The following is a 24,285-nucleotide window of genomic DNA, read 5'->3' on the forward strand; positions in this document are numbered from 1 at the left end:
ATCCCCATCCCCACACCACCTTGTCCATGCTGTCCCCGGCCCTGCCCGCCGGCGCCACGGCCCATCTGCGGGCCGAGGGCCTGCGCGTGGTCCGCGGCGGCCGGGAGATCCTGCGCGGAGCCGAGGTGACCGTATCCGCCCGCTCACGGCTGGCGATCGTCGGCGAGAACGGCCGCGGCAAGAGCACCCTCCTGCACGTCCTCTCCGGAATCCTGACGCCCGACGGCGGCTCGCTCACCCGGGCGGGCACGTGCGGGATCGTGGGTCAGACCCTCGACGCCGGCCCCGGCCAGACCGTGGGCACGCTCGTGGGTGAGGCCATCGGCCCCGCCCTGACCGCCCTGGCCGCGCTGGATGCCTCAGCCGAGGACCTGGCCCAGGGCAAGGCCGGTGCCGCAGACGACTACGCCGCAGCGCTGGAGGCGGCCACCCTGCTGGACGCCTGGGATGCCGAACGACGCGTGGATTTGGCCCTGGCCGGGCTGCACGCCGTGACGGAACGCTCCCGGCCGCTGGCCAAGCTCTCCGTGGGCCAGCGGTACCGGGTCCGCCTGGCCTGTGTGCTCGGCGCCCGGTACGACCTGTTGCTGCTGGACGAACCGAGCAACCACCTGGATGCCCAGGGCCTGGCCTACCTGACCGAACGGCTGCGCGCGCACCCGGGCGGGCTGGGCCTCGTCACCCATGACCGGGCCCTGCTGCGGGACGTGGCCGAGGAGTTCCTCGACCTGGACCCGAGCCAGGACGGCCGCCCGGTGCTCTACGCCGGCGGCTACGCGGGCTGGCAGTCCGGACGGTCGGCCGCCCGAGAGCGCTGGGTGCAGGATTTCGAGGCCCAGGGGGCCGAGCACCGGCGCCTGGCCGAGGCCGCCGACGCGGCCCGGGACCGGCTGGAATCCGCGTGGCGCCCGGCCAAGGGACACGGGAAGCATCAACGCCAGAGCCGGGCACCCGGCGTCGTACAGGCTGTGCGGCGGCGCCAGGCGGAACTGGAGGCACACCGGATCACGGTGCCGGAACCACCCCTGCGGCTGACCTTCCCCCAGCTGGCGGTCCGCGCGGGGCGGCCGTTGCTGCACTGCCGGGGGGCCACGGTGGCCGGCAGACTGGAATCCCCGGTGGACGTGCGGCTGGCCGGCGGCGAACGGCTGCTCGTGACGGGACCGAACGGTGCGGGCAAGTCGACGGTGCTGGGCGTGCTGGCGGGCATGATCACACCGGACACCGGTGAGGTCCGGCGCCTGTCCGCAGCACGGGTCGCACTGCTCGGGCAGGAGCCACCGAGCTGGCCCGCGCGGCTGCTCGCCCATGAGGTGTACCGGAACCACGTGCACCGGCTCCTGGCCGACGGGACGCACCGCGAGGAGGATCTGGCTCCGATCGGAGCCACCGGCCTGCTCGGTGCGGAGGCCCTCCGCACGCCGGTGGGTGCCCTGTCCGCCGGGCAGCAGTCCCGCCTGCACCTGGCGCTGCGGCTGGCCGAACGGCCGGACGTGCTGCTGCTGGATGAGCCGAGCAACCACCTCTCGGCGCCACTCGTGGACGATCTCACCGAGGCGCTGCTGGGCACGCCGGCCGCCGTGGTGGTCGCCACGCACGACCGGCAGATGCTGCGGGACCTCGGCGGCTGGCCGCGCCTGGAACTCGGTCCCCCTGCCGGTGCGGCCTAGTGGTTGGCCTCGTAGGCGCTGGCCGGGGTGCCGGGGCCGTAGTGGCGTAGCAGCCGGCCGGTGCCCACGGCCGCAGCGGCGATGACCGCGGTGACGATGACCAGGACCCAGACGAACGCCGTGTCATAGGCGGCTCCGGCGGCGGCCAGCAGGGCCGGGTCGCCCTCGGCGAGGGCTGCCGCGCCGGACATCGAGTCCGCGGCCCCCTCCGGGGCACCGGCCGGCAGCTGGACCGTGACCGTGTAGATCAGGGTGGCCAGGCTGCCCAGCAGGGCCACGGCGAGCAGGTTGCCGAACTCGTAGGACACCTCCTCCACGGAGGAGGCCATGCCGGCTTGGCGGGCGGGGACGTTGCCGATGATGGCCGTGGAGGCCACGGACATGGTGGCGCCCAGGCCGGCCCCGGTCAGCACCAGCCCGGCCACGAGCCACGGGACACTGGTGGTGGCGGCCAGGGCGGTCACGACCATGCCGACGGTGGCGAGGGCGAATCCCCCGGCGACCAGGGCGCGCAGCCCGAGCCGGTGCAGGCTGGCCCCGCCGGCGAGTGCGGCCGGCAGCGAGCCCACGGCCACGGCCGCCACCAGCAGCCCGGACTGCAGGGGCGTGAAGCCCTCCACGAGCTGGAACCGCTGGGTGGTGACGAGCTGGACGCCGCCGATCACGAACATGGAGCAGGCCGCCGCGAGGACCCCGGCGGAGAAGGCCCGGTTGCGGAAGACCGCGAAGTCCAGGACCGGGGCTCCCAGCCGGTCCTGGAGGACGCGCTGGCGGTGGGTGAAAGCCCAGCCACCGGCCAGGGCCACGGCCGCGGCGAGGCCGAGGACGGGCCAAGACGGCTCCGGGCCGGTGGCCTGCTTGATCGCGAACACGGCGCCCGTCAGCGTGACCATGGCGTAGACCGAACTCAGGGCGTCCCAGCGGGTGGAGCGGTCCGCCCGTCCGCGCGGGGCCACCCACGGGGTCAGCACCAGGGCGGCGAGGACCACGGGAACGTTGATCAGGAAGACCGACCCCCACCAGAAGGCCTCCAGCAGCAGTCCGCCGATGATCGGGCCCAGGGCGGCCCCCACCAGGGAGATGCTCCCCCACACGCCGATGGCGAGGTTGCGCTCCCGCACGTCGTCGAAGCCGATGCGGATCAGGGCCAGCGTGGCGGGCATCATGCAGGCCGCGCCGACCGCCAGCAGGGCCCGCGCGGCGATGAGGACGGCGACCTCCGGAGCGAAGGCGGCCACGAGGGAGGCCGCCCCGAAGAGCACGAGGCCGGTCAGGAAGAGCCGCCGGTGCCCATACCGGTCCCCCAGGGTCCCGGCCCCCAGCAGCACTCCGCACATCACCAGCGGGTAGGCATTGATGATCCACAGGGACTCGGAGGCGTTCGCCCCCAGCTCGGCCGTCAGCGTGGGCAGGGCCGTGTAGAGGATGGTGTTGTCCAGCGTGATCAACAGCACCCCGGCGCTGACCGTGACCAGGAGCAGCCACCGGCGGGCAGGGCTCAGCGGGGCGGGCGCAGGAGCGGTGGTCACCGCAGAACTCTAGCCCCCTGCGGCCCGACGGCGGCCGGTCCGGTGGATTTCACAGTTCTGCCGAACTTGGGTACAGTAGAACCCGCTGTCCAGCTGTTCTATGAACGGCGGCAACAGTCCCGCGTAGCTCAATGGCAGAGCATTCGACTGTTAATCGAAGGGTTGCTGGTTCGAGTCCAGCCGCGGGAGCTTCTCAAGGTCCTCGTCCCGCACTGCGGGGCGAGGGCCTTCGTCGTTGGTGCCGGCGGCGCCGCGCCGGAGGAGCAGGCTCGAGAGGGCCGTGCCGGCCCCTGCCACCACCGCGGCGGCGCGTTCCCGCACGCCGTGGGCGCCGAAGGCCGCGATCGAGGCCACCAGGTGGGTGGCATCGCGGACGGACAGCGTGACCGGGAACCGCTCGGCGCCGATTCTCAGGCTGGCCGTGCGGCCCCGGGGCCCGGAGCGTCGCGTGCCCCGGGAGAGGGAGACCTCGATCCACCGTCCGTCCCGGCGGATGCGCCCGGAGTAGGTCCAGTCGCCTCCCGGAGATGAGGCCGTGCGGGTCCCGTCTGCCAGTGCGGCCGGGGCGTCCCAACCCGTGGCCCCCACGAACCCGGTGACCCTCCCCTGCCGGCGGTCGTGGCTGGGCCTCCAGACGGTGAGCCGGGCGAGGGCGTCCCGGGAGGACCACCGCTCGGTCCAGCGGGCCCCGGGCGGGGGCTCGGTCATGGCGGTGCTCGTGTGGTCCGCCGACACCCCGCCGGGATCCCGACCGGCCAGGTAGGCGGTGGCGTCCCGGTACCCCATCCCGATCAGCGTCTCCGCGTCGATGCGGCCCAGATAGAACTCCGGGTCCAGGGGCAGTGGATGCTCCGGCTTGATCACGTGCAGGACGAACGGACGGCCGGCGGCCCGCGCCACGGCGAAGTCGGCGAGCAGCGCCCCCGTGGCGCTCATCTCGATCATGTGCACGTACTGCTCCAGCGGCCCGAGCCCCCAGTACGGGGAGTTCCCCACGCACCAGATCAGCCACACCTCGTCGGCGCCGCGGTCCAGGGCCTCCGTGATGTTGGCGTCGCGGATCCACGCGGCGTCCGTCCAGACCGCCGGCCCCTGCCGGAACGGGGTCATGAAGATCGGCAGGCTCATCCCGGCCGCCAGCACCTCGGCGTCCACGGCCGAGGCGTCGAGCGCCACACTGGTCTTGCGGGTGAAATCGGTGACGTTGAAGGAGCCCTCCACCGGGGAGGACCGGATCCGCGCCACGTCGATGCCCAGCGCCGGGAACACCGAGGTGAGGATCCCCTCCGGGCTGCTGAGGGCGGGGAGGTTCCACGGCCCCCTCAGGTAGTCGGCCACCGGCAGTGGGGAGGCGAAGTCGCGGACCCTGACCGTGCGCCAGCGGCGGATCAGCTCCTCGGCGCGGACGCCGGAGAGCAGTGCAGCGGCATTGAGGATGCCTCCGGAGGTGGCGTCCACGTGCGCGAAGTCCAGCCCCTCCTCCTCCAGGGCCTGGAGGACCCCGGCCTGCCACGCGACCCGCATGCCGCCGCCGGCCAGCACCAGTGACCGCCTCATGGCCGTCAGCTCCCCCGGTGCGCCGGCGGGAGAGCGGCCCGGTCCCCCACCTGTTTCGCATAGGCCGCCACGACCCCGGCCGAGAGGAGGTCGAAACCGGCGACCGCGAGCGCCCGGGGCCGGAAGACCCCGCGGGCAGTGCCGATCCCGACGGCGGCCACGGCACCGGCCTTCTGGGCGCCGGCCCAGACGAGCGTCACGTGGGGCGGGGACTCCTTGAGGGTGGCATGGGTCAGCGAGCCGCCGACCACCACCATGAACAGGCCTACCGTGGCGAACAGCTGCTTGGCGGTGGGGGTGCGCTCGGCTCCCACCAGCCCCAGGACGAATCCCGGTGCCACCACCTGGGCGGCCCCGGAGAGTACGGTCACGGCGCCGATGCCGCAGGCGGCCAGCCGTAGTGGGTCGCTCATGTCAATCCCTCCCAGAGGTGGACGGCGCTCACCAGGAATCCCATCGCGGCGAGCCAGTAGATCACGGTGACGAGCACCCGGAGCGCGTTCCGGCGGTTCCACTCGGTGATGAGGTCCTGGACCTCGGCATCGTCCGTGACGTCCCCGGAGAGCAGTCGGGTGTTCACGGAGGCGATCGGCGTGGCATACCACCCCACCAGGAACACGTAGCAGCCGGCTGCGATCCAGGCGAAGGTGACGGGGAGGGGGTACCCCCACCCGGACCAGACCAGCAGCCCGCCCGAGACCAGGAAGGGCACGAACATCGCCTTGAGGAACCTCGTGGCCGCGCTGATCGGCACCTCGAAGAAGCCGTGCAGGGTGTCCACGGTCAGGAAACCCCACGCGGGGCGCAGGAACATCCACACCACCAGTTGCAGGCCCATGTAGAAGGAGGCCGCGAACGCGGTGAGCAGGGCGTTGGCCAGGGCCAACCAGGCGATCACGGTCATCGCGGCACCTCTCGTCCAGCCGGTGGTCCGGCCCGCCGGCCGGCCCGCCGTGGCGGGTCCGGCCAGGCCTCCCCCTGCCCCAGGTGGGCGACGCTGTCCAGGCCGTCGCCGCCGTCGGGCACCTGGTGGCGGCCGTACTGGAACCAGGACTCCACGTGGTCATCCAGCACCCCGTGGGAGTCCGGGATGTACACGGTGAACAACGGCTTCTCGCCGACTCGGAGCCCAGCCAGCCCGGCCACCTGCGGCAGGGGGCCGAACTCAAGCCGGGCGCGGGCTGCGCGGCCGAAGGCGACGTCGGCGGTGCCGGCGAAGTAGATGGTGGAGGCATAGAGCATCCCGCGGAAGGTGCAGTAGTTCACGGCCCGGATCTTCACGGGCAGGGCCGTGGCCGGCGGACGGTCGATCTCCACGAGGGCCCCCTGCACCCCGTCGATCTCGTAGGCGCTGGAGACGGTGGTCCCGCTGACCCGGAAGTCGAGGCTGGCCTGGTGCTTCGGCATGCCCCAGATGCCCTTGCCGCCCTTGACGGAGACCTCGGTGCTGACCGGCAGGTCCACCACGTACTGCCCGAAGTCCAAGGGCTTCTGCAGCAGCAGCGGCAGCACCGGCGGGGCGGGCCGGGCCCCGCGCGTGACGGCGATCGCCAGGGAGTACTCGATGTAGGCGCCGATGTCCGTGGCCTGGTAGTCGATGACCGTGACCATCAGGATCCCCTTCCCGCCCGGCAGCCGGACGGGATGCAGTTCCGCGCCGGGCAGCAGGGCCGCGGCGGCCCGTGCGTCCACGGGGAACGCGGCCATCAGGACCGGGGACGGCTCGGAGTTCACCGGCAGGACGTAGTCGATGCCGTCCACGGTGGCCCTGGCCCCGGCCAGGCGACGCTGGCGGGCGGGGACGGCCGGGGGCAGGCGACGCATCAGGGCTCGGACGGGTGGCAGCAGCTGGGTGAGGCGGGGGTTCATGATCGGAGCTCCTCGAGGATCGTGGGGTACACGTCGCGCCAGGCATTGCGGCCGAAGACCACGTCCAGGTGCCCGTAGTCCGGGATCAGGTGCAGGGCATCCCGGCCGGGGCGGTGCCGGGCGAAGAACTCGAAGCTGCGGACCTGGCTGTCCGGCAGGAAGCAGCGGTTCTGCGCCCCCGTCAGGAAGACGAAGCGGGCATCCGTGCGGGGTGCGACGTCCACGAGGGACGCGGGGAGGCCCGGGACCGCGCCGGTGGGGACCAGGTGCCCGGCTGCGGCGCAGCGGGCCATCTGGTGGAAGAAGGTCAGGGGCGCGCCGGCGAACTCCCCGATGATCCAGTGGTGGGTGGCCTCGTCCAGGTTCTCGTGCGACCACAGGGCCGGCCGGCCGCTGCCGTAGGTGAAGCTGACCATCCGGCACACGGTGTTCTCGCATTCCGGGTGGGTGGCCCGCACCCCCGCCCGCACCAGGCGGGAGAAGTACCCGTTGGACTTGTAGCCCCAGCGCGGCGAGAGCGAGGGGGTGAACGCGTCCAGCAGGGGCAGCAGCCGGGTGACCTTGGTCCTCGAGAGCAGCGGGAGGCTGACGTGCAGGGCGACCGCGTTGGTCACCACCGTGCGGACCTGCGGCAACAGCCCGGCCACGGCCGCCATGGTGAAGGACGTGGAACCCTGGCAGTGCACGAAGGCCGCGAGGGTATCCGCCCCGGTGGCCTGCAGCACGGCCCGGACGGCGGCCGGGTGGTCGTAGGCAGCCGCCTCATCAAGGGTCCAGGGCACGGGGTCCAGGTCGATGGAGGCCCGCCAGTTGGACATCCAGACATCCCAGCCGTCATCGAGCAGGGCGTCGACCAAGGTGCGGTCCAGGGGTGGCCGGAAGATCTCGGCGCGGACGCCGGCGCCGTGGACCAGGAGCACCGGTCCGCGCGGCGCCGGGCCGAGGCGCGGGTTGGCGACGTGGACGAGGCTCAGGGGTGTGCCGTCCCCGGCCGTCAGCGGGATGACCTCGGTGACGTGGTCCGCGCGGGTGGTCGGGGGCGGGCTGGTGCCGGCTGCCGTGCCGGCTGCGGTGCCGGTGGCGCCCCGGTGGGTCTCGGAGGTGCGCATCAGGACCGTCCTTCCGGTGCATCGTGGGTTCCCTCGCCCGGCTGGGCCGGGCCCGTGCGTCCGATGACCACCGGGTCCTCGAGAAGGCGCATCCTCGGCAACCCGCCGGCCGGGACCGGGATGGCCCGCCCGCCGGGTTCGGCCCGGATCTCCCAGTCGCTCACCACGGTGTCCATCACGAGCGGGTAGAGCGTCAGCGTGCCGTCCGGGGACAGGTGCATGCGGACGAAGCCCTTGCCGCCCTCGTAGGCGAGCCCGGTCATCTTCAGGTCGCCGATCGTCCCCGGCGGGGACAGCACCAGGTGCAGGGCGAAGGCCTCCGAGCCCACCAGGCAGCCGGCCACTGCCACGGCCCCGAGGACCGCCGGCAGCGGGAGCCGCGACACCTCGGCCAGGCCGATGACCAGCAACAGCACCCCGCCGGACACCGCCAGCTGCACCACCAGGAACAGCAGGGCCTGCCAGCTGCCCGGCGGCGCCCGGCGGAGGCCGGCGATCACCGTGAACACGGCGACGGGCAGGGCATAGACCCACCCCAGGATCACCAGCGCCTCGAGCAGGTCGGTGCTCCGGATCGCGGCCGGGACGCTGAGCCGCGCGCTCACGGCGATCCCGGAGGCCAGCACCAGGAACAGCACCACGTGCAGGGCCCCCATCCAGAAGCCGAACCACGGGTTGCGCAGGGGCAGCCAATGCCGGTCGAAGGGGTTGAGCAGCCGGCGGTGCAGGGCCCGGGCCTCCGCCCGTGTGGGGTAGACCGCGGGGCCCAGCGCGTACGGCGTGTGACCCGTGGTCCGGCGGCGCATCCGGGACTCCACCGGGGGCAGGACGAGCTCCGGAGCCAGCCGGTCCGTGCCCATCAGGTAGGCGCCTCCCAGCCCGCAGGTCACCAGCTGGCCAGCCGTCGGCTGGGCGCCGGACCCGGCGCCCACGCCGGCTCCTGGCGACTGCTCCTGACCTTGACCTTGACCCTGGCCTTGGCCCTGGCCCTTCTCCTCGTAGCGTGCGTAGTGGTGCTTGTCCCCGCTGATGCGCAGCCGCACGGTGGCCCCGGTGGGCTCCAGCTCGCCCGTGGCCGGATCACGCCGGTTCACCAGGTAGTTCTCCTCGAAGAACGTGAGGGAGTTGAACGCGTTGGGGTCCTCGGCGGTCGAGGCCCAGGTGGGCGAGGCTGCGCACAGGATGATGGCGTCTCCCGGCCCGAGGTGGACGGTGACCGCCTGGTGGAAGTACTCCAGCTGGGGGCGGTCGATGTAGGAACCGAGCTGGCTGTCCAGCCCCACCAGCCACCAGCCGGGTTGGAGCTGGGTGGCGAAGTAGCTGCGCGACTGCAGCGTCTGCCACCGGCCCACGGCCTCCCCCTGGCCGAACATGCGCATGAAGGCCGTCAGCCCGTCATACCAGTCGTGGTTGCCGGGCAGGGCCAGCAGTGCGGCCTGGACGCCGGACTCCCCCGAGGCGGCCCGGTACGGGCCGACCATGCGGTCCTCATAGGCCGGGCTGGACGCCGTCGGGTAGACCAGGTCACCGCCCAGGATGAGCAGCTGGGACGTGGGCAGTTCCACGGTCCCGCCCCCGGGGGCGGTGGCCGCCAGCCGCGGCCGGCACAGCTGCATCGCCACCGTGTGGGTCGCATCGAAGCCATCCCCCAGGTCCGCCACGAAGTCGATCCACCAGTGCCCGTCCGCGCCCCGGAACCGGTCCACGCCCAGCAGTTCCTGCGGCATCACGGCCTGGGTCTCGCGGCTGTCCGCGAAGGAGGCGAAGGTCTGGGCCACGAGGACGCGCACGCCGCTGCGCACGAGCTCCGGCGGTGACAGCCAGCGCACCTGGCCGCGTGGCCGGAACCCGAGCGCGGACTCGAACCGGGACAGCTCGCCGGACCTCACGGCGCACCCACGGTCTGGGCCGGGCCCCGGTAGCTCTCCCACAGCGATCCCAGGAACAGCCGGCCGAAGCGGGCCAGCCCGGCCCAGCCGTCCGGCCCGCTGGTGGTGAAGGTGGTGAGCTGCCTGGCGAAGTCCAGCGGCTGGATGTAGAGGATCCCGGCGCCCGCCACCCGGGGGTCCGTCGCTTCCAGCAGGGGCGTCTGCACGGGCAGCAGCGGTTCGGGCGGCGGCACGTGGCCCTGCAGCACCTGCACGTAGAGGGTGGTCGTGTCCTGCCAGACATCCAGGCCCGGGCCGTCGTGGACGTCCTTGTACCCCACGAAGGTCAGCGCCACTCCCCCGGGGCTGGTCAGGAACAGGCGGTAGAGCATGAGCTTGCCGGCCTCGTCCTGCCGCACGAACAGGTTGAACCATCCGCGGCCGACCTCGCACCGGCCGCCCAGCAGGTCCGCCGTGAGGTAGCCGGTGGCCACGCCGGGGTGGGCCGGGTCGGCGACGAAGCGGTCCACGTCCTCGGTGGTGATCGTCAGCTCGAACATCATCCGCTGGTCGCGCAGACGGGCCTGCGCATTCGCCTGCTGGGGATCGCCCAGCCCGAGGGCGAAGTTCCCCTTCATGCGTTCGGTGAAGGAGACGCGCGTGGGCACCCCGCCGGAGGGCACGACGCCGGCCCCCGCGCCGCCGTCGTGCCCCTCACCCGGGTGCCGCCGGACGGCCGCCGGCCGGGACGCCGCCCGGACCACGGGCTGGGCCCACGGTTCCTCGAGCATCCGCTCACTCGCCCGGTCCGCGCAGGCGGCGATCGTCAGGGCGGGGTTGGCCCCCACCGGCCCCGGCATGGCCGACCCGTCCACCACGTGGAGCCCGGGCTGGCCGTAGACGGCGGAATACGGGTCGCAGACGCCGACCCCGGGGTGGGCCCCCATCGGGGCGCCGCCCAGGGGATGCACCGTGATGACCCGCTGGGCCATCCACAGCGGGTTGTCCCGGAAATCGGCGCCCAGCTGTCCCGCGATGTCCCGCATGGTGGACTGGACCCGGTCGAAGTAGTCGCGCGAGGTGGACAGGGTCCAGTCGACGGCGAGCCGTCCGTCCCGCAGGAACATCCGGCCGTCCGGGATGTCCCGGCCCATGCCCAGCAGGGGCAGCGAGGACTCCGAGAAGCTCCCCGGTCCCAGGAGCGCGGCCAGGTCGGCGGAGATGTTGCTCCGGTGCCCGCCGAACAGGCGGTTCGCCACGATGCGGGTGGCGAACTGCGCAAGCCGCGGAACGGCCGAACGGATCTGGGAGGCCTCCATGAGCCAGTTGACGAACCCCGGATAGCCGGCGTCCTCGATGTAGTAGCCGCGGCCGGAACCGCCCTCGCCGTCCGCCGCATCGCCGACCCGGATGGCCGTGGTGATGACGGGCCCCGTGCTGCCCAGCATCCGCCGGGGTCCCGGCAGGTCCGCGGCCAGCTGCGTGGCGTTCATCAGGAAGCCGAGCAGGTCTCCGTTGCCGCTGAAGCGTGTCCCCAGCGCGTTGCTGAGGCCCGGCAGGGTGACCCGGTTGCGCAGCAGCAGGAAGGTGGTGCCGAAGGTGCCGGCCGCGAGGATGAGCCGGGAGCAGCGGATCACCCGCTCGGGCAGGTCTCGCGTCGCCGCGGGGTCGTCCGGGGTGTGCACCACGTAGCGGACCAGCCACGTGCCGTCCGGCTCCCGGCTGAAGGTGCGGACCTCGTGCAGGGGGCGGATGTCACAGTGGCCGGAGGCCTGCGCGGCGGAGAGGTAGGTGTGGTCCAGGGTGTTCTTGGCCCCCTCGTTGCAGCCGATGTCGCACTCCCCGCACAGGGTGCAGGTCCGCCGGGGGCGGCCATGGTAGTTCCCGTAGCCCGGTGCCGGGATGCCGCGGCCGGGTGCGGCCTCCGCCCCGGGGCGGGGCGCGAAGGTCACCGCCAGCGGCGGCCGGGACACGCTGAGTCCCAGGGCCCGCGCCGCCCCCTCGACCGCCTCGGTCTTGGGGGTGTCGCTGTAGGGGTAGGTGGCGGTGCCGATCATGTCCTCGACGCGCTGGTAGTGCGGTTCGAGGTCATCCCGGGTGAGGGGCCAGCTCTCGTAGCCGCCGCCCGGCAGCGGGGACTCGTTCACGAACCAGTGCTCGTCCTTGCGCAGCAGCACGTTGGCGTAGATCAGCGAGCCGCCGCCCAGTCCGCTGGAGACCAGGCTCTCGAGACCGCGCATGGTCCACGCGTTGAAGAGCCCGTGGAGCCCTGCGCTGGGGTCCCAGAGGGCCTGGCCGAACTCGGACGGGGTCCGCGCGAAGCTCCCCGGCGGATAGGCCCGGCCCCGCTCCATCACCACCACGTGCCGGCCCTGCTCCGAGAGCCGGTGGGCCGCGACCGAGCCGCCGAAGCCGGAGCCGACCACCACGGCGTCGACGAAGTCCGCAGCCAGTGGGGATAAGGCCCCACCACCATCCGCACCGCCCATGGGCCCGCCCCTGCTCCATCAGCTGGGCCCCACGGCCCCGGTACTGCTGACATCGGCTACCAAAATCGGATACCAAGGAGTGAAAAAGGAAACGACAAAGACACGCGACTGAATGCGCCTCAGCATACGGCGGTGCAGGGTGCCGGGGACAGGTTCTGCGGCCCCCTCCGGGGCCGCCCTCGGTGGTCCACCACCGTCTGGCGGGGGGGCTCTCATGATCGCTTCACCGGCCTCTCATGGACGGCTCATCCCGCTTTGACAGACTGAGGGCATGACACAGCACACCGGAACCTCCAGCACCTCCACCAAACCCCTCATGATGACCGGGGGCGGGCTCCTGGCTCTGGCGCTGCTGACCGGCTGCTCGGTGGCCGACCCCGGAACCTCGGAGTCCGACACGAGCACGGCAGCGACCGCCGAGTCCTCCCCGGCCACCGCCGAGACCTCGTCCCCCACCTCGGACGGCTCCGGCACGCCCACCGCCGCGGCCTCCACGGGCGACGCCGCCTCCTCCGGCTCGGAGGGCGCCGCGACCGGAGAGGACCCGGTCTTCGCGGCCATCGACGCCCTGCTGGCCGAGCACTCCGACGCCGTCATCGTGCAGATCGACCTGGACGACGACGACACGGTCTACGAGATCGAGGCCGTGATCGGCGACCGCGTGGTGGACTTCGACGTCCGCACCGACGGCTCGGTGACTGAGGACGACGACGACCGGGACGACGACGACATCCGCCGCGCCGGCGAGGCCCAGGTGAGCGCCGAGGACGCCGCCCGTGCCGCCCTGCAGGGCCGCGACGGCCAGAGCATCGACGACATGGAGCTGGACGAGGACGACGGCACCCTGCGGTGGGAGGTCGACCTGGACCGCGCGGACGGCAGCGACGGCGACGAGCTCTACGTGGACGCCGCCACCGGCGAGGTCACCCAGGACGACTGAGGCCTCAGTCCCGGGCGCGCAGTGAGCGGCGCTTGGCCTCCAGGTCCATCAGCTGGCGGTTGAGCGCCGCGAACTCCGCCGGGTCCCCACCGGGCCCCAACCGCTGCAGGCGGCCCATCAGGTCCCCCTTCTGATGGGTGATCTGCAGCTCGAACAACCGGTTCATGATGTCCCGGCAGTAGCGCACCAGGTCCTCGTCCGTGCGGGCCGGCAGCGGGGTCACCGCCAGCTCGCTGACCAGCGGCGCCAGCTCGGCCGGGACCTCCTGGCGCACCTGCTCGACCCACTGCGAGGGGGTCGCCCCGGCCATGCCCGCGGCACGGATCCCGGAGTGGATGACGGCGAACGCCGGCACCTTGAAGTCCGCGGCGTAGAAGGCCTGCCACTGCTCGGCGGAGAGCAGGGTGGGCTGCTGCAGCACCACCTCGAGGGCCTCCTTCTCCATCCGGGCCGCCGGGTCGCGGGTGTCCGGGCGCTGGTAGCCGGAGCGGTCCTCCCCCGGTGCCCGGCCGCCGTCGGGCCCGGGCTGGTCTTCCCGGCGGTGGCCCGACGACGGCCCGGTGCCGGGGCGCTGCGCGTTCTGGACCGCGCGGTGCACGGTGGCCGGGTCCATGCCGAGCCAGCCGGCCAGCTCCCGCTCGTAGCCGGGCCGCACCACGGAGTCGCGGATGCCGGCGACGATGGGGGCGGCGTGGCGCAGCGCCCCGGTACGGCCCTCCACGGTGTCCAGGTTGAAGTTCTTCATCCCGGCCTTGATGGCGAACTCGAACAGCGGCCGGCGCGAGTCGATCAGGGCCACCACGGCCTCGGGGCCCTTCTCCTGACGCAGGTCGCACGGGTCCATGCCGGAGGGCTCCACGGCCACGAAGGTCTTGGCCAGGAACTTGCTGTCCTCCTCGAAGGCCCGGAGGGCGGCCTTCTGCCCGGCCGCGTCCCCGTCGAAGGTGAAGATGATCTCCCCACCCGTGCCGTCGTCCGAGATCAGCCGGCGGGCGATCTTGACGTGCTCCGAGCCGAACGCGGTGCCACAGGTGGCCACCGCGGTGTCCACGCCGGACAGGTGCGCGGCCATCACGTCCGTGTAGCCCTCCACCACCACGAGCTGGCGCCTCTTGGCCACCTGCCGCTTGGCCGCATCGATCCCGTAGAGCACCTGGGACTTCTTGTAGAGCTGCGTCTCGGGGGTGTTGAGGTACTTGGGGCCCGGGTCGTCCTCGAAGAGCTTGCGGGCACCGAAGCCGATCGTCGCCCCGGTCATGTCCCGGATGGGCCAGACCAGCCGGCCCCGGAAGCGGTCGTAGATCCCCCGCTGACCCTCGGAGAACAGGCCCGTGAGCCTGAGCTCGTCCTCGCGGAAGCCCTTGCGCTGCAGGTGCTTCAGGAGGTTGTCCCAGCCCTGCGGCGCGTAGCCCACGCCGAACTGGGCGGCGTGCTCCGAGGTGAAGCCGCGGCCGGCCAGGAACTGCTGTCCGGTGGCCGCATCAGGGGTGCCGAGCTGGGCCCGGAAGTACTCGTCGGCGATCTTGTTGGCCTCGAGCAGCCGCTGGCGCCGCCCCACCTGCTCCCGGTCCGGGCCGGTCCCGCCGTCCTCGTAGTGCAGCTCGATGCCCGCCTTGGCGGCCAGCCGCTCCACCGTCTCGGCGAAGGTGGTGTGCTCCATCTTCATCAGGAACGCGATGACATCCCCGGACTCACCACAGCCGAAGCAGTGGTAGCTGCCCACGGAGGGCCGCACGTGGAAGGAGGGGCTGCGCTCGTCGTGGAAGGGGCACAGGCCCTTGTAGGAGCCCACGCCGGCGCCGCGGAGCGTGACGAAGGCGTCCACGATCTCCTTGAGGTCCGACCGCTCGCGGACGAGGTCGATGTCCTCGCGTTTGATCAGGCCTGCCATGGAGCCAGTCTAGGCCGAGATGCGCTCGCGTTCCTCGGCGCCCACCGGCACGGACGGGTCCGGCGCCGCGTCCTTGCGCTGGTCCCGGCGCATGGTGCGCATGCCCGTCACGGCGAGCCCGCCCAGGGCCCCTGCGATCGCGAAGCCGAAGAAGCCCCAGGGGTAGGCGATGCCGGCGGCCACCATGGTGCCGCCCATGATCGGACCGGAGATGGCGCCCAGGCGGCCCACCCCGGCGGCCATGCCCAGCGCGGTGCCGCGGACCTTCGGCGGGTAGTTGGTGGCGGCGAAGGCATACACCAGGTTCTGGGCCGAGAACACGAAGCAGCCGGTGATGAAGATCATCACGTAGATCCCCAGCAGCGGCAGCTTGATGGCCAGGGCGGCCAGCAGGATCGCGGAGCCGATGAACCACAGGATGGCGGCGTTGCGCGGGGTGATGGCGTCGCCCACCTTGCCGGCGATGATCAGGCCGATCACCGCGCCGGCGTTGAGGACCACGAGGAAGCCCAGGGAGTTGCCGAGGTCGTAGTCCGCGGCGCGCATGATCTGCGGCAGCCAGGTGTTCAGGCCGTAGACCAGCAGCAGGCCCATGAAGGAGGCGAGCCACATGAACACGGTGTTGCGGCGGTACTTGGCAGACAGCAGCAGCGCGGCGCCGGTCTTCTCCGGCTGCTCCGGGGAGGCACCGGCGAAGGCCTGCTCCGGGTCCTCGTCGATCTGGACGCCGTAGTGATCGGCCACGAGCCGGGCCTCGGCCGTGCGGCCCTTGGAGAGCAGGAAGTCCGGCGACTCGGGCAGGTAACGCCACATCAGCGGCACGAGGACCAGGGCGGGCAGCCCGCCGATGAAGAACATCTCGCGCCAGCCGGAGACGGTGTTGGCGGCGGCCCAGAGGGCCAGCAGGGCGGTGATGACCGCGCCGACGTGGTAGCCCGTCATCATCAGGGTGGTGGCATTGGAGCCCTTCTTGGCCCCCGCGAACTCGGTCACCATGGAGATGCCGGTGGGCAGGCAGCCGCCCAGCCCGAGCCCGGCCAGGAAGCGCAGCACGCCGATGGTGGTGGCGTCCTGGGCGAAGCCGGTCACGAAGGTCAGCAGGGAGAAGACGATGACCGCGCCGATGAGCAGCTTGCGGCGGCCGAACCGGTCCGTCAGCCAGCCCATGCCGAGGGCACCGATCATCATGCCCACCAGGCCGGCGGTGGCGATCACGGTGCCGGTGCCGTTGTCGATGCCCATGGAGGCGTCCGAAGTCAGCATGGGCATGATGGCACCGAGGACCACGGCGTCGAAGCCGTCCAGCAGCACGGCGAACCAGCACAGCGGCGCCACCCAGGCGCGGCCGCGCAGCACCGGCGGTCGGTGGGTTCCGGCGCCGGCTCGGACGGTGGTGGACGTGGACATGAGGCCTCCGTGAGGGATACGACGACTGCGGGTGACGGAGCGACGGGGACGAGTCCTGCGTCATGGCGATCCATGACGGCGCTCACACATTCGTTGAACACTGTACCTTACGTATACGAAACTTTGTAGTCGGAGTCACAGGCCGACGAGACGCCGCCCACGGCCCGGGCATCACCGCCCTGATGATCACGGCCCTGAGGATCACGGCACCGCCAACTGTCGACCGGCTCGGCGTGTCTCGACGACTGGCGCTCTCGTGATGCGGGGGGCTGATGGAATGGCCTCATGGACTGTGAGACGATCCCCGGACTCGCCCAGGCCGCCTCGCTGGCCCGCTCGGCCCGGCGCGTGGTGGTGCTCTCCGGCGCGGGCCTGAGCGCCGAGTCCGGCGTGCCCACGTTTCGGGAGGCGCAAACCGGGCTCTGGGAGCGCTATTCCCCCGAGCAGCTGGCCACCGAGGACGCCTTCCGGGCCGATCCCGAGCTGGTCTGGGCCTGGTACCGATGGCGCGCCCGCCTGATCCGGTCCTGCACGCCCAACGCCGGACACCGCACGGTCGCCGCCTGGCAGCGGCGGCTGTCCGGTACCCCGGAGGCATCCGGCCACGGCCAGGGGCACGACGCCGGCCCGCCCGGCCCCCGCGGCTGGCTCACCATCGCGACCCAGAACGTGGACGACCTGCAGGAGCGCGCCGGGGCCGCGGTGGCGGCCCACCTGCACGGCTCCCTCTTCGACTACCGCTGTGCCGACTGCGGCGAGCCCGCCGAGCACGACCCCGGCACCGCCGCCGAGGATGCCGCCGAGGGCGCCGCCAGATCCGAACCGGACCTGGAGTCCCTGCTGCGGATCGCCCCGCCCCGCTGCATGGGCTGCGAGGGGATGCTCCGGCCCGGCATCGTGTGGTTCGGGGAGATGCTGCCGGCGGATGCCCTGGCGGACACCCTCGCGGCTCTGGAGGACTGCGACCTGGCCGTGGTCGTCGGGACCTCGGCCACCGTCCAGCCGGCCGCCTCTCTGCCGTACGCGGCGCTGGGAGCCGGCGCCGCCGTCGTCGAGGTCAATCCGGAGACCACCGATTTCTCGACCGCCGCCACCGTGAGCGTGCGGGGCGCCGCCGGGCAGGTGCTGCCGGCCCTGGCCCCGGCCTACGATGGACACCATGGCCCCTCCCGCTAGAACCGGCACCGCGATCGAACCCACCGTGACCTCCGTGCAGGCCGAGCTGGCCTCCCTCGAGGATCCGGCGATGCGCGCCGCGAACGAGAAGCGCGGCGATGACCACGGCGTGAACCTGGGCAAGCTGCGCGGGGTGGCGAAGGCGGCGAAAACGGACCCGGCCGCCAAACAGCAGCTGGCCCTGGACCTCTGGGCCACCGGGGACACCGCCTCCCGGCTCGTCGCCCTGCTGCTCGTGTTCCCGAAGAGGCTCGCGGCCGAGCAGGTCGACGCCATGCTGCGCGAGGCCCGGGCCCCCAAGGTCCATGACTGGCTCGTGAACTACGTGGCCAGGAAGTCACCGCACCTGGAACAGCTGCGGATGAGGTGGACCCAGGACACGGACCAGCTGGTGGCCGCCGCCGGCTGGGACCTCGTCAGCCACCAGGTCTACAAGCGGCCGGAGGTCCTAGACCTGACCGCGCTGCTGGACACCATCGAGGCCCGGATGAAGGACGCCCCGAAGGACCTGCAGTGGTCCATGAACAACACCCTGGCCGCCATCGGGATCGAGAACCCGCAGCTGCGCGAGCGGGCGCTGGCGATCGGCGAGCGCCTCGAGGTGCTCAAGGACTATCCCACTCCCCCGAACTGCACGTCCCCGTTCGCCCCGGCCTGGATCACCGAGATCGTGCGGCGCAACGAGGCACGAGACGGAGCACAGGCCGGCTAGACCCAGCTGCGGCGGAAGGGCTCGCCGCGGACCAGGGTGGAGTGCCACTCGATGGCCGTGGAGTCGGTCAGGGAGGCCACCTGGTCGATCACCACGCGGCGGCGGGCGGCGTCATCGGCGGCCTCACGCCAGTCCCCGGCGAAGAGCGGATCCAGGTAACGGTCCCCGGAGTCCCAGAACAGCTCGACGAGCTCGGTGAGGATCTCCCGCTGGCGCACGTACAGCGGCTGGCGGGCCTCGGAACTCATCACGTAGGCCGCGGCGATCCCCTTCATGGTGGCGATCTCGATGTCCGTCTCGGCGGGCACCACCACGTCCGCCTCATGGCGGGTCAGGGGCTCGTTGCCGAAGACCTCCCGGGTCGCGTCGAAGGCCGCGTTGGAGAACCGGCCGATCAACTGGCTGGTCATGTCCTTCAGGGCCGCCCGCGAGCGGCGGGTCCCGTCCGCCTGGCGCACCCACACCCGGGTGCCCTCGAGCCGGGCCAGCGCGGCCTCGACCTCGGCCGGATCGGTGTCCGGCAGGTACCACTGGCGGGTGCGCTCGACCACGAGGGCCCGGTGGTCCGGATCGGCCAGCCAGTGCAGCTGGAACTGCCCGTTGACGATCCCGTCCTCCACATCGTGCACGGAGTAGGAGATGTCGTCGGCCAGGTCCATGACCTGGGCCTCCATAGACTTCCGGATCCCGGTCACGCCCCGGCGGATCCAGTCGAACACCGGCAGGTCGTCCAGGTAGACGCCGAACTTCCGGCTGCGTGTCCCGGCGGAGGTCAGCGGCGCCTCGTCCCGCGTCCACGGGTACTTGCAGGAGGCGTCCAGCGAGGCCCGGGTGAGGTTGAGCCCGGCGGAGGCGCCGTCGTCGAAGAACTTCTTCGTCTCCAGCCGCGCCAGCAGCCGCAGGGTCTGGGCGTTGCCCTCGAAGCCGCCGATGTCCTGGCTCATCGCGTCCAGGGCCTTCTCCCCGTTGTGCCCGAACGGCGGGTGCCCGAGGTCATGGGAGAGGCAGGCGGCGTCCACCACGTCCGGGTCGCAGCCCAGGGAACGGCCCAGTTCACGGCCCACCTGGGCCACCTCAAGCGAGTGGGTCAGCCGGGTCCGGGCGAAGTCGTCCTCGTCCGGGGCCACCACCTGCGTCTTGGCCCCGAGCCGCCGCAGCGCCGAGGAGTGCAGGATGCGGGCGCGGTCCCGCTCGAAGTCCGATCGATAGGAGCTCTTGGTCGGCTCCGGCAGCCAGCGCTCCCGGTCGGAGGGGCCGTAGCCGGGCAGCTCGGCGGGCCGGCCCGCGTAGGGCGGGCGCCCCTCCGGACCGAAGAGCACCGCCTGGTGGTGGCGGACCCTCGGAACCCCCGGGGACGACGCCGGCCCGGTCGCCTGATCACCCACCGGAGACGTCCAGCTCGGCCGAGGCGATCATCGCCTTCTGCTCCGCGTCGAGCTCACGGGAGTCCAGCCAGCCCTGCGGCAGGTGGGGACGCTTGGGCGAGCCGGCGCGGCCGCGCGGCCCCTCGGCGTCGGCCCCGGGGTACGGGGCGTCCGGGTCCAGCTCATCCAGCAGTCCGCGCAGGGTGGCCAGGTCCGGGACCTGGGCGAGGCGGGCGCGCAGCCCGCCACCGACCTGGTAGCCCTTGAAGTACCAGGCCACGTGCTTGCGGACGTCCCGCAGGGCCTTGCCCTCGTCCCCGCCGAAGGTGTCCACGAGGAGCTCGGCGTGGCGGTAGAACGTGTCCGCCACCGTGGCCAGCCCGGGCCGGAAGCGCTGCGCCGAGCCCTCGAAGGCGTTCTGCAGGTCCCCGAACAGCCAGGGCCTACCCTGGCAGCCGCGGCCGATCACCACGCCGTCCACCCCGGTGTGCCGGACCATCGCGATGGCGTCCTCGGCGGACCAGATGTCCCCGTTGCCGAGCACGGGGATGTCCGGCAGGGCCTCCCGCAGCCGGGCGATGGCGTCCCAGTCGGCCTTGCCGGAGTAGTGCTGCTCCATGGTGCGCCCGTGCAGGGCCACGGCGGCCACGCCGAGCGACCGGGCCGCGCGGCCGGCGTCGAGGTAGGTCAGGTGGTCCTCGTCGATGCCGCGGCGCATCTTGATGGTGACCGGGATGTCCTTCTTCGAGGCCTCCCGGACGGCGGCGCCGACGATGGAGGCGAAGAGCTCGGACTTCCACGGCAGGGCCGAGCCGCCGCCGCGCTTGGTGACCTTGGGGACGGGGCAGCCGAAGTTCAGGTCGATATGGTCCGCCCGGTCCTCCTGCACGAGCATCCGCACGGCCTGGCCGGTGTGGACGGGGTCCACGGAGTAGAGCTGCACGGAGCGCGGGGTCTCGTCCGCATCGTGGTGGATGATGCGCAGGGACTCGGCCCGGCGCTCCACGAGCGCGCGGGCGGTCACCATCTCGGAGACGTACAGCCCGCCGCCGTATTCGCGGCACAGCCGGCGGAAGGCGTTGTTGGTGATGCCGGCCATGGGGGCCAGCACCACGGGGGTGTCGATGGTCAGCGGGCCCAGCGTCAGGGCGGGCAGGTTCAGTCGCTCTGGGGTCTGGGCCGTGGATTCGGTGCCCTCGCTGCGGGGCGAGGCGTCAGTCACGGCAGTCATTGAACCCATTATCCCAGAATCCGCGGATTCCCGCGGGCCGGAGGTGGATCACCGTGGAGCATGCGGCGGACACCACAGCGCAACACTGGAAGAACGCGGGCAACACTGGAAGAACGCAGGTGGCTGTGGTGTTGTTCGAACCATGAAGAAGATCGGATTCCTGAACTTCGGGCACTGGAGCTCCGTGCCCGGCTCCCGCACCCCCGACGCCGGCGCCACGCTGCGCCAGACCATCGAGATGGCCGTGGCCGCCGAGGAGGCCGGCATGGACGGGGCGTGGGTCCGGTCCCACCACTTCCAGAACATGCTCTCCGCGCCCTTCCCGCTGCTGGCGGCCATGGGCGCGGCCACGAAGAGCATTGAGCTGGGCACCGGAGTGATCGACCTGCGGTACGAGAACCCCCTGTACATGGCCGAGGAGGCGGCGACGGCGGACCTCATCTCCGGTGGCCGGCTCCAGTTGGGCGTCTCCCGGGGATCCCCCGAGGCCGCCCGGGACGGCCAGCACCAGTTCGGCTATGACCTGGAGCCCGGACAGTCCTGGTCCGAGCTGGCCCAGGCCCGTGGTGAGCGGTTCCGGGAGGCGATCTCCGGCGCGGAGGTGGCCGAGGCCGATCCGGACTCCGGCTGGGCGCAGCCCGGTCAGCAGAGGCTCTCCATCCAGCCCCAGTCCCCGGGCCTGGTCAACCGCATCTGGTGGGGTTCGGGAAACACCGTCTCCGGCGTCCGGGCCGGCGAGCAGGGCTACAACCTGCTCTCCTCCACCCTGTTACTGCAGGACGACGGCCGTCCCTTCCACGTCCAGCAGGCCGATCAGATCGCCCAGTACCAGCAGGCCTACGCGGCTTCCGGACACACCACCGGCGGGATGAGTGCCGTGACCCGCTCGGTGTTCCCGATCGTCTCCGCCGAGGACGACCGCTACTTCGGCGGACGCCGGGAACGCTCGGACTCCTCCGGCCAGCTCGAGGGCGGCAGGGCCCGCAGCGGGCCCACGTACTCCGGCACCATGGACGAGGTGGTGGAGCTGCTGCGCGCCGACGAGGCGGTCCAGGCCGCCGACTACCTGCTGCTGGCCAACCCCAACCAGCTCGGGGTGGAGTACAACGCCCACCTGTTCACCCAGTGGGTGGCGCTGGCCCGGGCCCTGGGCTGGAAGTGATCCGAACCCCCCGGCCGGTAGCCTGATCCCATGGAGTTCTGGCTCATCATGCTCATCGTCTGCGCCATGGTCCTCGGCGTGGGTGGCTGGGCGTCCGTGGCCGCGATCCAGCGCCACCAGCTCCACGGCCGGCAGGAGCGCTGGCGTGCCCTCGAGGGCCGGTTCAACCAGGTGACCCTGGACGCGGACCGCTACGAGCGCAGCCCCGGCGACGCCCTCGCCGCCCCCGGCTGGCTGGACCACTCCAGCCCCGTGGTCCGCGGCTTCTCCGGAACCCTCAAGCGTGCCCAGCGGGACCGTGCCGAACTGGAGCGCTCCGTGGCCCCCGCGCCGGGACGCGCCGGACGGGAGATCACCGGCGGGAGCCGGGATCCGGCGTCGGGCCTGAATCCCACCGAGACGGACCTGCAGGAGCTGGAGCTGCTGGTGGAGCGGCTCGAGGACGCCTACCGGGATGCCGACCGCGCCGTGCGTTCCACCGGCTGGAGTTCGCCCGGTTCCCTGCAGGTCCCCCACCCGCAGTTCCTGCTGGACCCGCGGTGGGGCCAGGCGGCGGTGCTCCCCCGGCTGGGATCGGTGGACAAGGATTCCAAGGCGGCCGAGCGTTCCGTCAAGGAGTTCCTCGACTCCGCCTACCCCCTGCGCCGGGAGACCGCCCTGAAGGCCCTGCGGGAGCGCAGTGGCGGCGCGTCCAACGCCTACCGCGCCCAGAAGGCCCTGGACCGCGTCATCCAGACCCGCCGGTACACCGCCGACCGGCACGGGTTCCTGTGGCCCTCCGCCACGGTGGTCGAGTACTGGGGCGTCTACCGCACCTTCGGCCGTGGCGCGGACCTGCACGCCCAGGACATCCCCCCGGTGGAGGTCGCCAATGCCCTGTGGTTCCTGCTGCCGGAGGACCGCGGGATGCCGGACGAGGAGCTGCTCCGGCTGGCCCAGGACCACCTGGCGTTGACGCCCGGCTTCGCCGCCGGGCTGACCCAGACGCTCAACGAGGGCATCGCGCGGGGGCTGAAGTCCCTGCCGGAGGGCGTGCAGCGGACCCTGGGCGAGGTGGCCCCGAACGGGGTGCAGCTGCCCGCGTCCAAACCCCGGATCCACCAGTTGCTGGCCGAAGGCCTGCACGAGGGCCTGATCACCGGACGCCTGCAGCGTCAGCCCGACGGCCTGGTCCGCCGGCTGCGGACCGGCTGGCCCAACACCTACCGACGGTGAGGTACCCCGACGGCGGCCAGGCCCGGATCACCAAGTCGGTACCGAATCGTCACCTCCGTCCGGCGTGAAACGACACCTGACTGGGCCAGGAGTCAGTCCCGTGGCACCGTCAGGACCATCGAATCGGGGGAAGCACATGTCCAAGCGCTCTATGACCACTCAGGCGCCCCGCGCCCGACGAGGGGCCCTCTCCGTGGCCGGGCTGGCACTGGCGGTGACGCTCGCCGGCTGCGGCGCCGCCGGCGGCGAGGACACCACCTCACCCACCGCCTCACACTCTGCCTCCGCCACCGCGGTGCCGACCGACAGCACTGCCGGCACCCCGTCCGCCTCCACCTCGGAGACGGCGGATCCGGGGCCGGCCGACGACGGCTCGATGACCGCAGCGGATCTGCCGGCCACGCCCTTGGAGACCACCGGGTACACCGGTGAACCCCGCCCGGTGGACGAGGTCTACCAGGTGGCCTGCCTCGAGGCCTTGGCCCCGGGCGAGGAGATTCCGGAGACCGAGGGCACCGGGACGGACGAGAACGGCGAACTGCAGGTCACCCCCTGGTCCCTCCGGTCCGGTCAGGCGCTCACGGAGGGCTGGACGTACTGCCCGACGGAGATGATGGGAGGGATGGCCATCCCGGCGACCTTCGAGGTGACCGCTGACGCCGGCGCGGGACAGGTGACCGGGCTGAGCATCGCCGACTCCGCGGGACAACCGGTCGGCGGGTTCCGTGCCGAGGTGTCCGGCGGCGCACCCGAGGGGGCCGAGGTGGTCGAGGTCGTCGAGATCGAGGAACGTGCGGACTACGTCGGCGCCGGTGACGAGGCTGCCTACCTGCGCTCGCTCGTGGTCGAGGCCGAGTCCGGGACCCAGCTGATGGTGGACCTGGTCTCGGCACCGGCCGGCACCGATCCCGAGTCCCTTGACGTGTGGGACCTGGGAGTCCATGACGGCTCCTCGCGCACCGTGGTCTACGGGACGATCCCGCTGGAGTCCGCCGGCGCCGCCCAGGAGGCCGCCGAGTCGGAACTGCACGCCGTCCTGCGGGAGATGGTCGGCTCCTACCAGCCCTCGGTGCAGTGACCTTCTGCGGTGACGCCG

At 72.3% G+C, this 24,285-nt stretch carries 19 protein-coding genes and 1 tRNA gene; 8 read left to right on the plus strand and 12 right to left on the minus strand.

Annotation, left to right across the window (positions count from 1 at the left end):
• Nucleotides 1-26: 26 nt before the first annotated feature.
• Nucleotides 27-1,670, plus strand: a complete 1,644-nt coding sequence (locus AB0K08_RS04525; protein ID WP_363352566.1) for an ATP-binding cassette domain-containing protein — start codon at nt 27-29, stop codon at nt 1,668-1,670.
• On the opposite strand, the gene AB0K08_RS04530 is transcribed toward AB0K08_RS04525, so the two are convergent.
• Nucleotides 1,667-3,199, minus strand: coding sequence for an MFS transporter (locus tag AB0K08_RS04530; protein ID WP_363352116.1), 1,533 nt, complete (start codon nt 3,197-3,199; stop codon nt 1,667-1,669). The genes AB0K08_RS04525 and AB0K08_RS04530 overlap by 4 nt on opposite strands.
• 117 nt (nt 3,200-3,316) lie before the next feature.
• On the opposite strand from AB0K08_RS04530, the gene AB0K08_RS04535 reads away from it, so the two are divergent.
• A tRNA-Asn gene (locus AB0K08_RS04535) sits at nt 3,317-3,388 on the plus strand.
• On the opposite strand, the gene AB0K08_RS04540 is transcribed toward AB0K08_RS04535, so the two are convergent.
• The 7 genes from AB0K08_RS04540 to AB0K08_RS04570 all read right to left on the minus strand — a co-directional run bounded on the left by AB0K08_RS04540 (nt 3,350) and on the right by AB0K08_RS04570 (nt 12,091).
• Complete coding sequence (locus AB0K08_RS04540) at nt 3,350-4,687, minus strand: patatin-like phospholipase family protein (RefSeq protein ID WP_363352567.1); 1,338 nt, start codon at nt 4,685-4,687, stop codon at nt 3,350-3,352. The two genes, AB0K08_RS04535 and AB0K08_RS04540, sit on opposite strands and share 39 nt — an antisense overlap.
• A 74-nt stretch (nt 4,688-4,761) precedes the next feature.
• A complete protein-coding gene (locus AB0K08_RS04545) occupies nt 4,762-5,169 on the minus strand; it encodes a hypothetical protein (RefSeq protein ID WP_363352118.1) in 408 nt (135 codons plus the stop codon).
• Complete coding sequence (locus AB0K08_RS04550) at nt 5,166-5,660, minus strand: hypothetical protein (RefSeq protein ID WP_363352120.1); 495 nt, start codon at nt 5,658-5,660, stop codon at nt 5,166-5,168. Before AB0K08_RS04550 ends, AB0K08_RS04545 begins: the two co-directional genes overlap by 4 nt.
• Nucleotides 5,657-6,625 (minus strand): acetoacetate decarboxylase family protein, encoded by a 969-nt coding sequence (locus AB0K08_RS04555; protein ID WP_363352122.1) that lies wholly within the window; start codon nt 6,623-6,625, stop codon nt 5,657-5,659. Before AB0K08_RS04555 ends, AB0K08_RS04550 begins: the two co-directional genes overlap by 4 nt.
• Complete coding sequence (locus tag AB0K08_RS04560; RefSeq protein ID WP_363352124.1) at nt 6,622-7,734, minus strand: alpha/beta fold hydrolase; 1,113 nt, start codon at nt 7,732-7,734, stop codon at nt 6,622-6,624. The genes AB0K08_RS04555 and AB0K08_RS04560 overlap by 4 nt, the downstream gene beginning before the upstream one ends.
• A complete protein-coding gene (locus AB0K08_RS04565) occupies nt 7,734-9,623 on the minus strand; it encodes a hypothetical protein (RefSeq protein WP_363352126.1) in 1,890 nt (629 codons plus the stop codon). The genes AB0K08_RS04560 and AB0K08_RS04565 overlap by 1 nt, the downstream gene beginning before the upstream one ends.
• Nucleotides 9,620-12,091 (minus strand): GMC family oxidoreductase, encoded by a 2,472-nt coding sequence (locus AB0K08_RS04570; protein ID WP_363352128.1) that lies wholly within the window; start codon nt 12,089-12,091, stop codon nt 9,620-9,622. The genes AB0K08_RS04565 and AB0K08_RS04570 overlap by 4 nt, the downstream gene beginning before the upstream one ends.
• 271 nt (nt 12,092-12,362) lie before the next feature.
• Here AB0K08_RS04570 and AB0K08_RS04575 point away from each other — a divergent pair, with 271 nt between their 5' ends.
• Nucleotides 12,363-13,031 carry a PepSY domain-containing protein gene (locus tag AB0K08_RS04575; RefSeq protein ID WP_363352130.1) on the plus strand — a complete coding sequence of 223 codons (669 nt, stop codon included), beginning with the start codon at nt 12,363-12,365 and terminating at the stop codon, nt 13,029-13,031.
• A gap of 4 nt (nt 13,032-13,035) precedes the next feature.
• Here the strand turns inward: AB0K08_RS04575 and dnaG are convergent, their stop codons facing one another.
• Together dnaG and AB0K08_RS04585 are read right to left on the minus strand one after the other, a co-directional pair.
• A complete protein-coding gene (gene dnaG, locus AB0K08_RS04580; RefSeq protein ID WP_363352132.1) occupies nt 13,036-14,922 on the minus strand; it encodes a DNA primase in 1,887 nt (628 codons plus the stop codon).
• Nucleotides 14,923-14,931: 9 nt separating this feature from the next.
• Nucleotides 14,932-16,329, minus strand: a complete 1,398-nt coding sequence (locus AB0K08_RS04585) for an aromatic acid/H+ symport family MFS transporter (protein ID WP_363352134.1) — start codon at nt 16,327-16,329, stop codon at nt 14,932-14,934.
• Between the two features lie 285 nt (nt 16,330-16,614).
• On the opposite strand from AB0K08_RS04585, the gene AB0K08_RS04590 reads away from it, so the two are divergent.
• On the plus strand, nt 16,615-17,505 hold the full coding sequence (locus tag AB0K08_RS04590) for an NAD-dependent deacylase (RefSeq protein ID WP_363352136.1): 891 nt from the start codon (nt 16,615-16,617) through the stop codon (nt 17,503-17,505).
• The gene (locus AB0K08_RS04595) at nt 17,489-18,217 is read left to right on the plus strand and encodes a DNA alkylation repair protein (RefSeq protein ID WP_363352138.1); all 729 of its coding nucleotides are present in this window, start codon (nt 17,489-17,491) and stop codon (nt 18,215-18,217) included. Before AB0K08_RS04590 ends, AB0K08_RS04595 begins: the two co-directional genes overlap by 17 nt.
• Here the strand turns inward: AB0K08_RS04595 and AB0K08_RS04600 are convergent.
• Together AB0K08_RS04600 and dusB are read right to left on the minus strand one after the other, a co-directional pair.
• A complete protein-coding gene (locus tag AB0K08_RS04600) occupies nt 18,214-19,485 on the minus strand; it encodes a deoxyguanosinetriphosphate triphosphohydrolase (RefSeq protein ID WP_363352568.1) in 1,272 nt (423 codons plus the stop codon). The two genes, AB0K08_RS04595 and AB0K08_RS04600, sit on opposite strands and share 4 nt — an antisense overlap.
• 109 nt (nt 19,486-19,594) lie before the next feature.
• A complete protein-coding gene (gene dusB / locus AB0K08_RS04605) occupies nt 19,595-20,812 on the minus strand; it encodes a tRNA dihydrouridine synthase DusB (protein WP_363352140.1) in 1,218 nt (405 codons plus the stop codon).
• Between the two features lie 142 nt (nt 20,813-20,954).
• Between dusB and AB0K08_RS04610 the strand changes: the two genes are divergently transcribed.
• From AB0K08_RS04610 to AB0K08_RS04620, 3 genes are all read left to right on the plus strand, one after another.
• Nucleotides 20,955-21,974, plus strand: coding sequence for an LLM class flavin-dependent oxidoreductase (locus AB0K08_RS04610; RefSeq protein ID WP_363352142.1), 1,020 nt, complete (start codon nt 20,955-20,957; stop codon nt 21,972-21,974).
• 30 nt (nt 21,975-22,004) lie between these two features.
• Nucleotides 22,005-23,189, plus strand: coding sequence for a hypothetical protein (locus tag AB0K08_RS04615; protein WP_363352144.1), 1,185 nt, complete (start codon nt 22,005-22,007; stop codon nt 23,187-23,189).
• A gap of 136 nt (nt 23,190-23,325) precedes the next feature.
• Entirely contained in the window at nt 23,326-24,267 is a 942-nt protein-coding gene (locus tag AB0K08_RS04620) for a hypothetical protein (protein WP_363352146.1), read from the plus strand.
• Nucleotides 24,268-24,285 lie beyond the last annotated feature (18 nt).

Origin of the sequence: Citricoccus sp. NPDC055426 (assembly GCF_040677445.1) — a bacterium.
Lineage (GTDB): Bacteria > Actinomycetota > Actinomycetes > Actinomycetales > Micrococcaceae > Citricoccus.

Coding starts and splice junctions, on each gene's coding strand:
- AB0K08_RS04585 (WP_363352134.1), bottom strand. CDS start 16,329: ATGTCCACGTCCACCACCGTCCGAGCCGGCGCCGGAACCCACCGACCG.
- AB0K08_RS04555 (WP_363352122.1), bottom strand. CDS start 6,625: ATGAACCCCCGCCTCACCCAGCTGCTGCCACCCGTCCGAGCCCTGATG.
- AB0K08_RS04525 (WP_363352566.1), top strand. CDS start 27: ATGCTGTCCCCGGCCCTGCCCGCCGGCGCCACGGCCCATCTGCGGGCC.
- AB0K08_RS04620 (WP_363352146.1), top strand. CDS start 23,326: ATGTCCAAGCGCTCTATGACCACTCAGGCGCCCCGCGCCCGACGAGGG.
- AB0K08_RS04545 (WP_363352118.1), bottom strand. CDS start 5,169: ATGAGCGACCCACTACGGCTGGCCGCCTGCGGCATCGGCGCCGTGACC.
- AB0K08_RS04595 (WP_363352138.1), top strand. CDS start 17,489: ATGGCCCCTCCCGCTAGAACCGGCACCGCGATCGAACCCACCGTGACC.
- AB0K08_RS04570 (WP_363352128.1), bottom strand. CDS start 12,091: ATGGGCGGTGCGGATGGTGGTGGGGCCTTATCCCCACTGGCTGCGGAC.
- AB0K08_RS04610 (WP_363352142.1), top strand. CDS start 20,955: ATGAAGAAGATCGGATTCCTGAACTTCGGGCACTGGAGCTCCGTGCCC.
- dusB (WP_363352140.1), bottom strand. CDS start 20,812: ATGACTGCCGTGACTGACGCCTCGCCCCGCAGCGAGGGCACCGAATCC.
- AB0K08_RS04560 (WP_363352124.1), bottom strand. CDS start 7,734: ATGCGCACCTCCGAGACCCACCGGGGCGCCACCGGCACCGCAGCCGGC.
- dnaG (WP_363352132.1), bottom strand. CDS start 14,922: ATGGCAGGCCTGATCAAACGCGAGGACATCGACCTCGTCCGCGAGCGG.
- AB0K08_RS04590 (WP_363352136.1), top strand. CDS start 16,615: ATGGACTGTGAGACGATCCCCGGACTCGCCCAGGCCGCCTCGCTGGCC.
- AB0K08_RS04550 (WP_363352120.1), bottom strand. CDS start 5,660: ATGACCGTGATCGCCTGGTTGGCCCTGGCCAACGCCCTGCTCACCGCG.
- AB0K08_RS04575 (WP_363352130.1), top strand. CDS start 12,363: ATGACACAGCACACCGGAACCTCCAGCACCTCCACCAAACCCCTCATG.
- AB0K08_RS04615 (WP_363352144.1), top strand. CDS start 22,005: ATGGAGTTCTGGCTCATCATGCTCATCGTCTGCGCCATGGTCCTCGGC.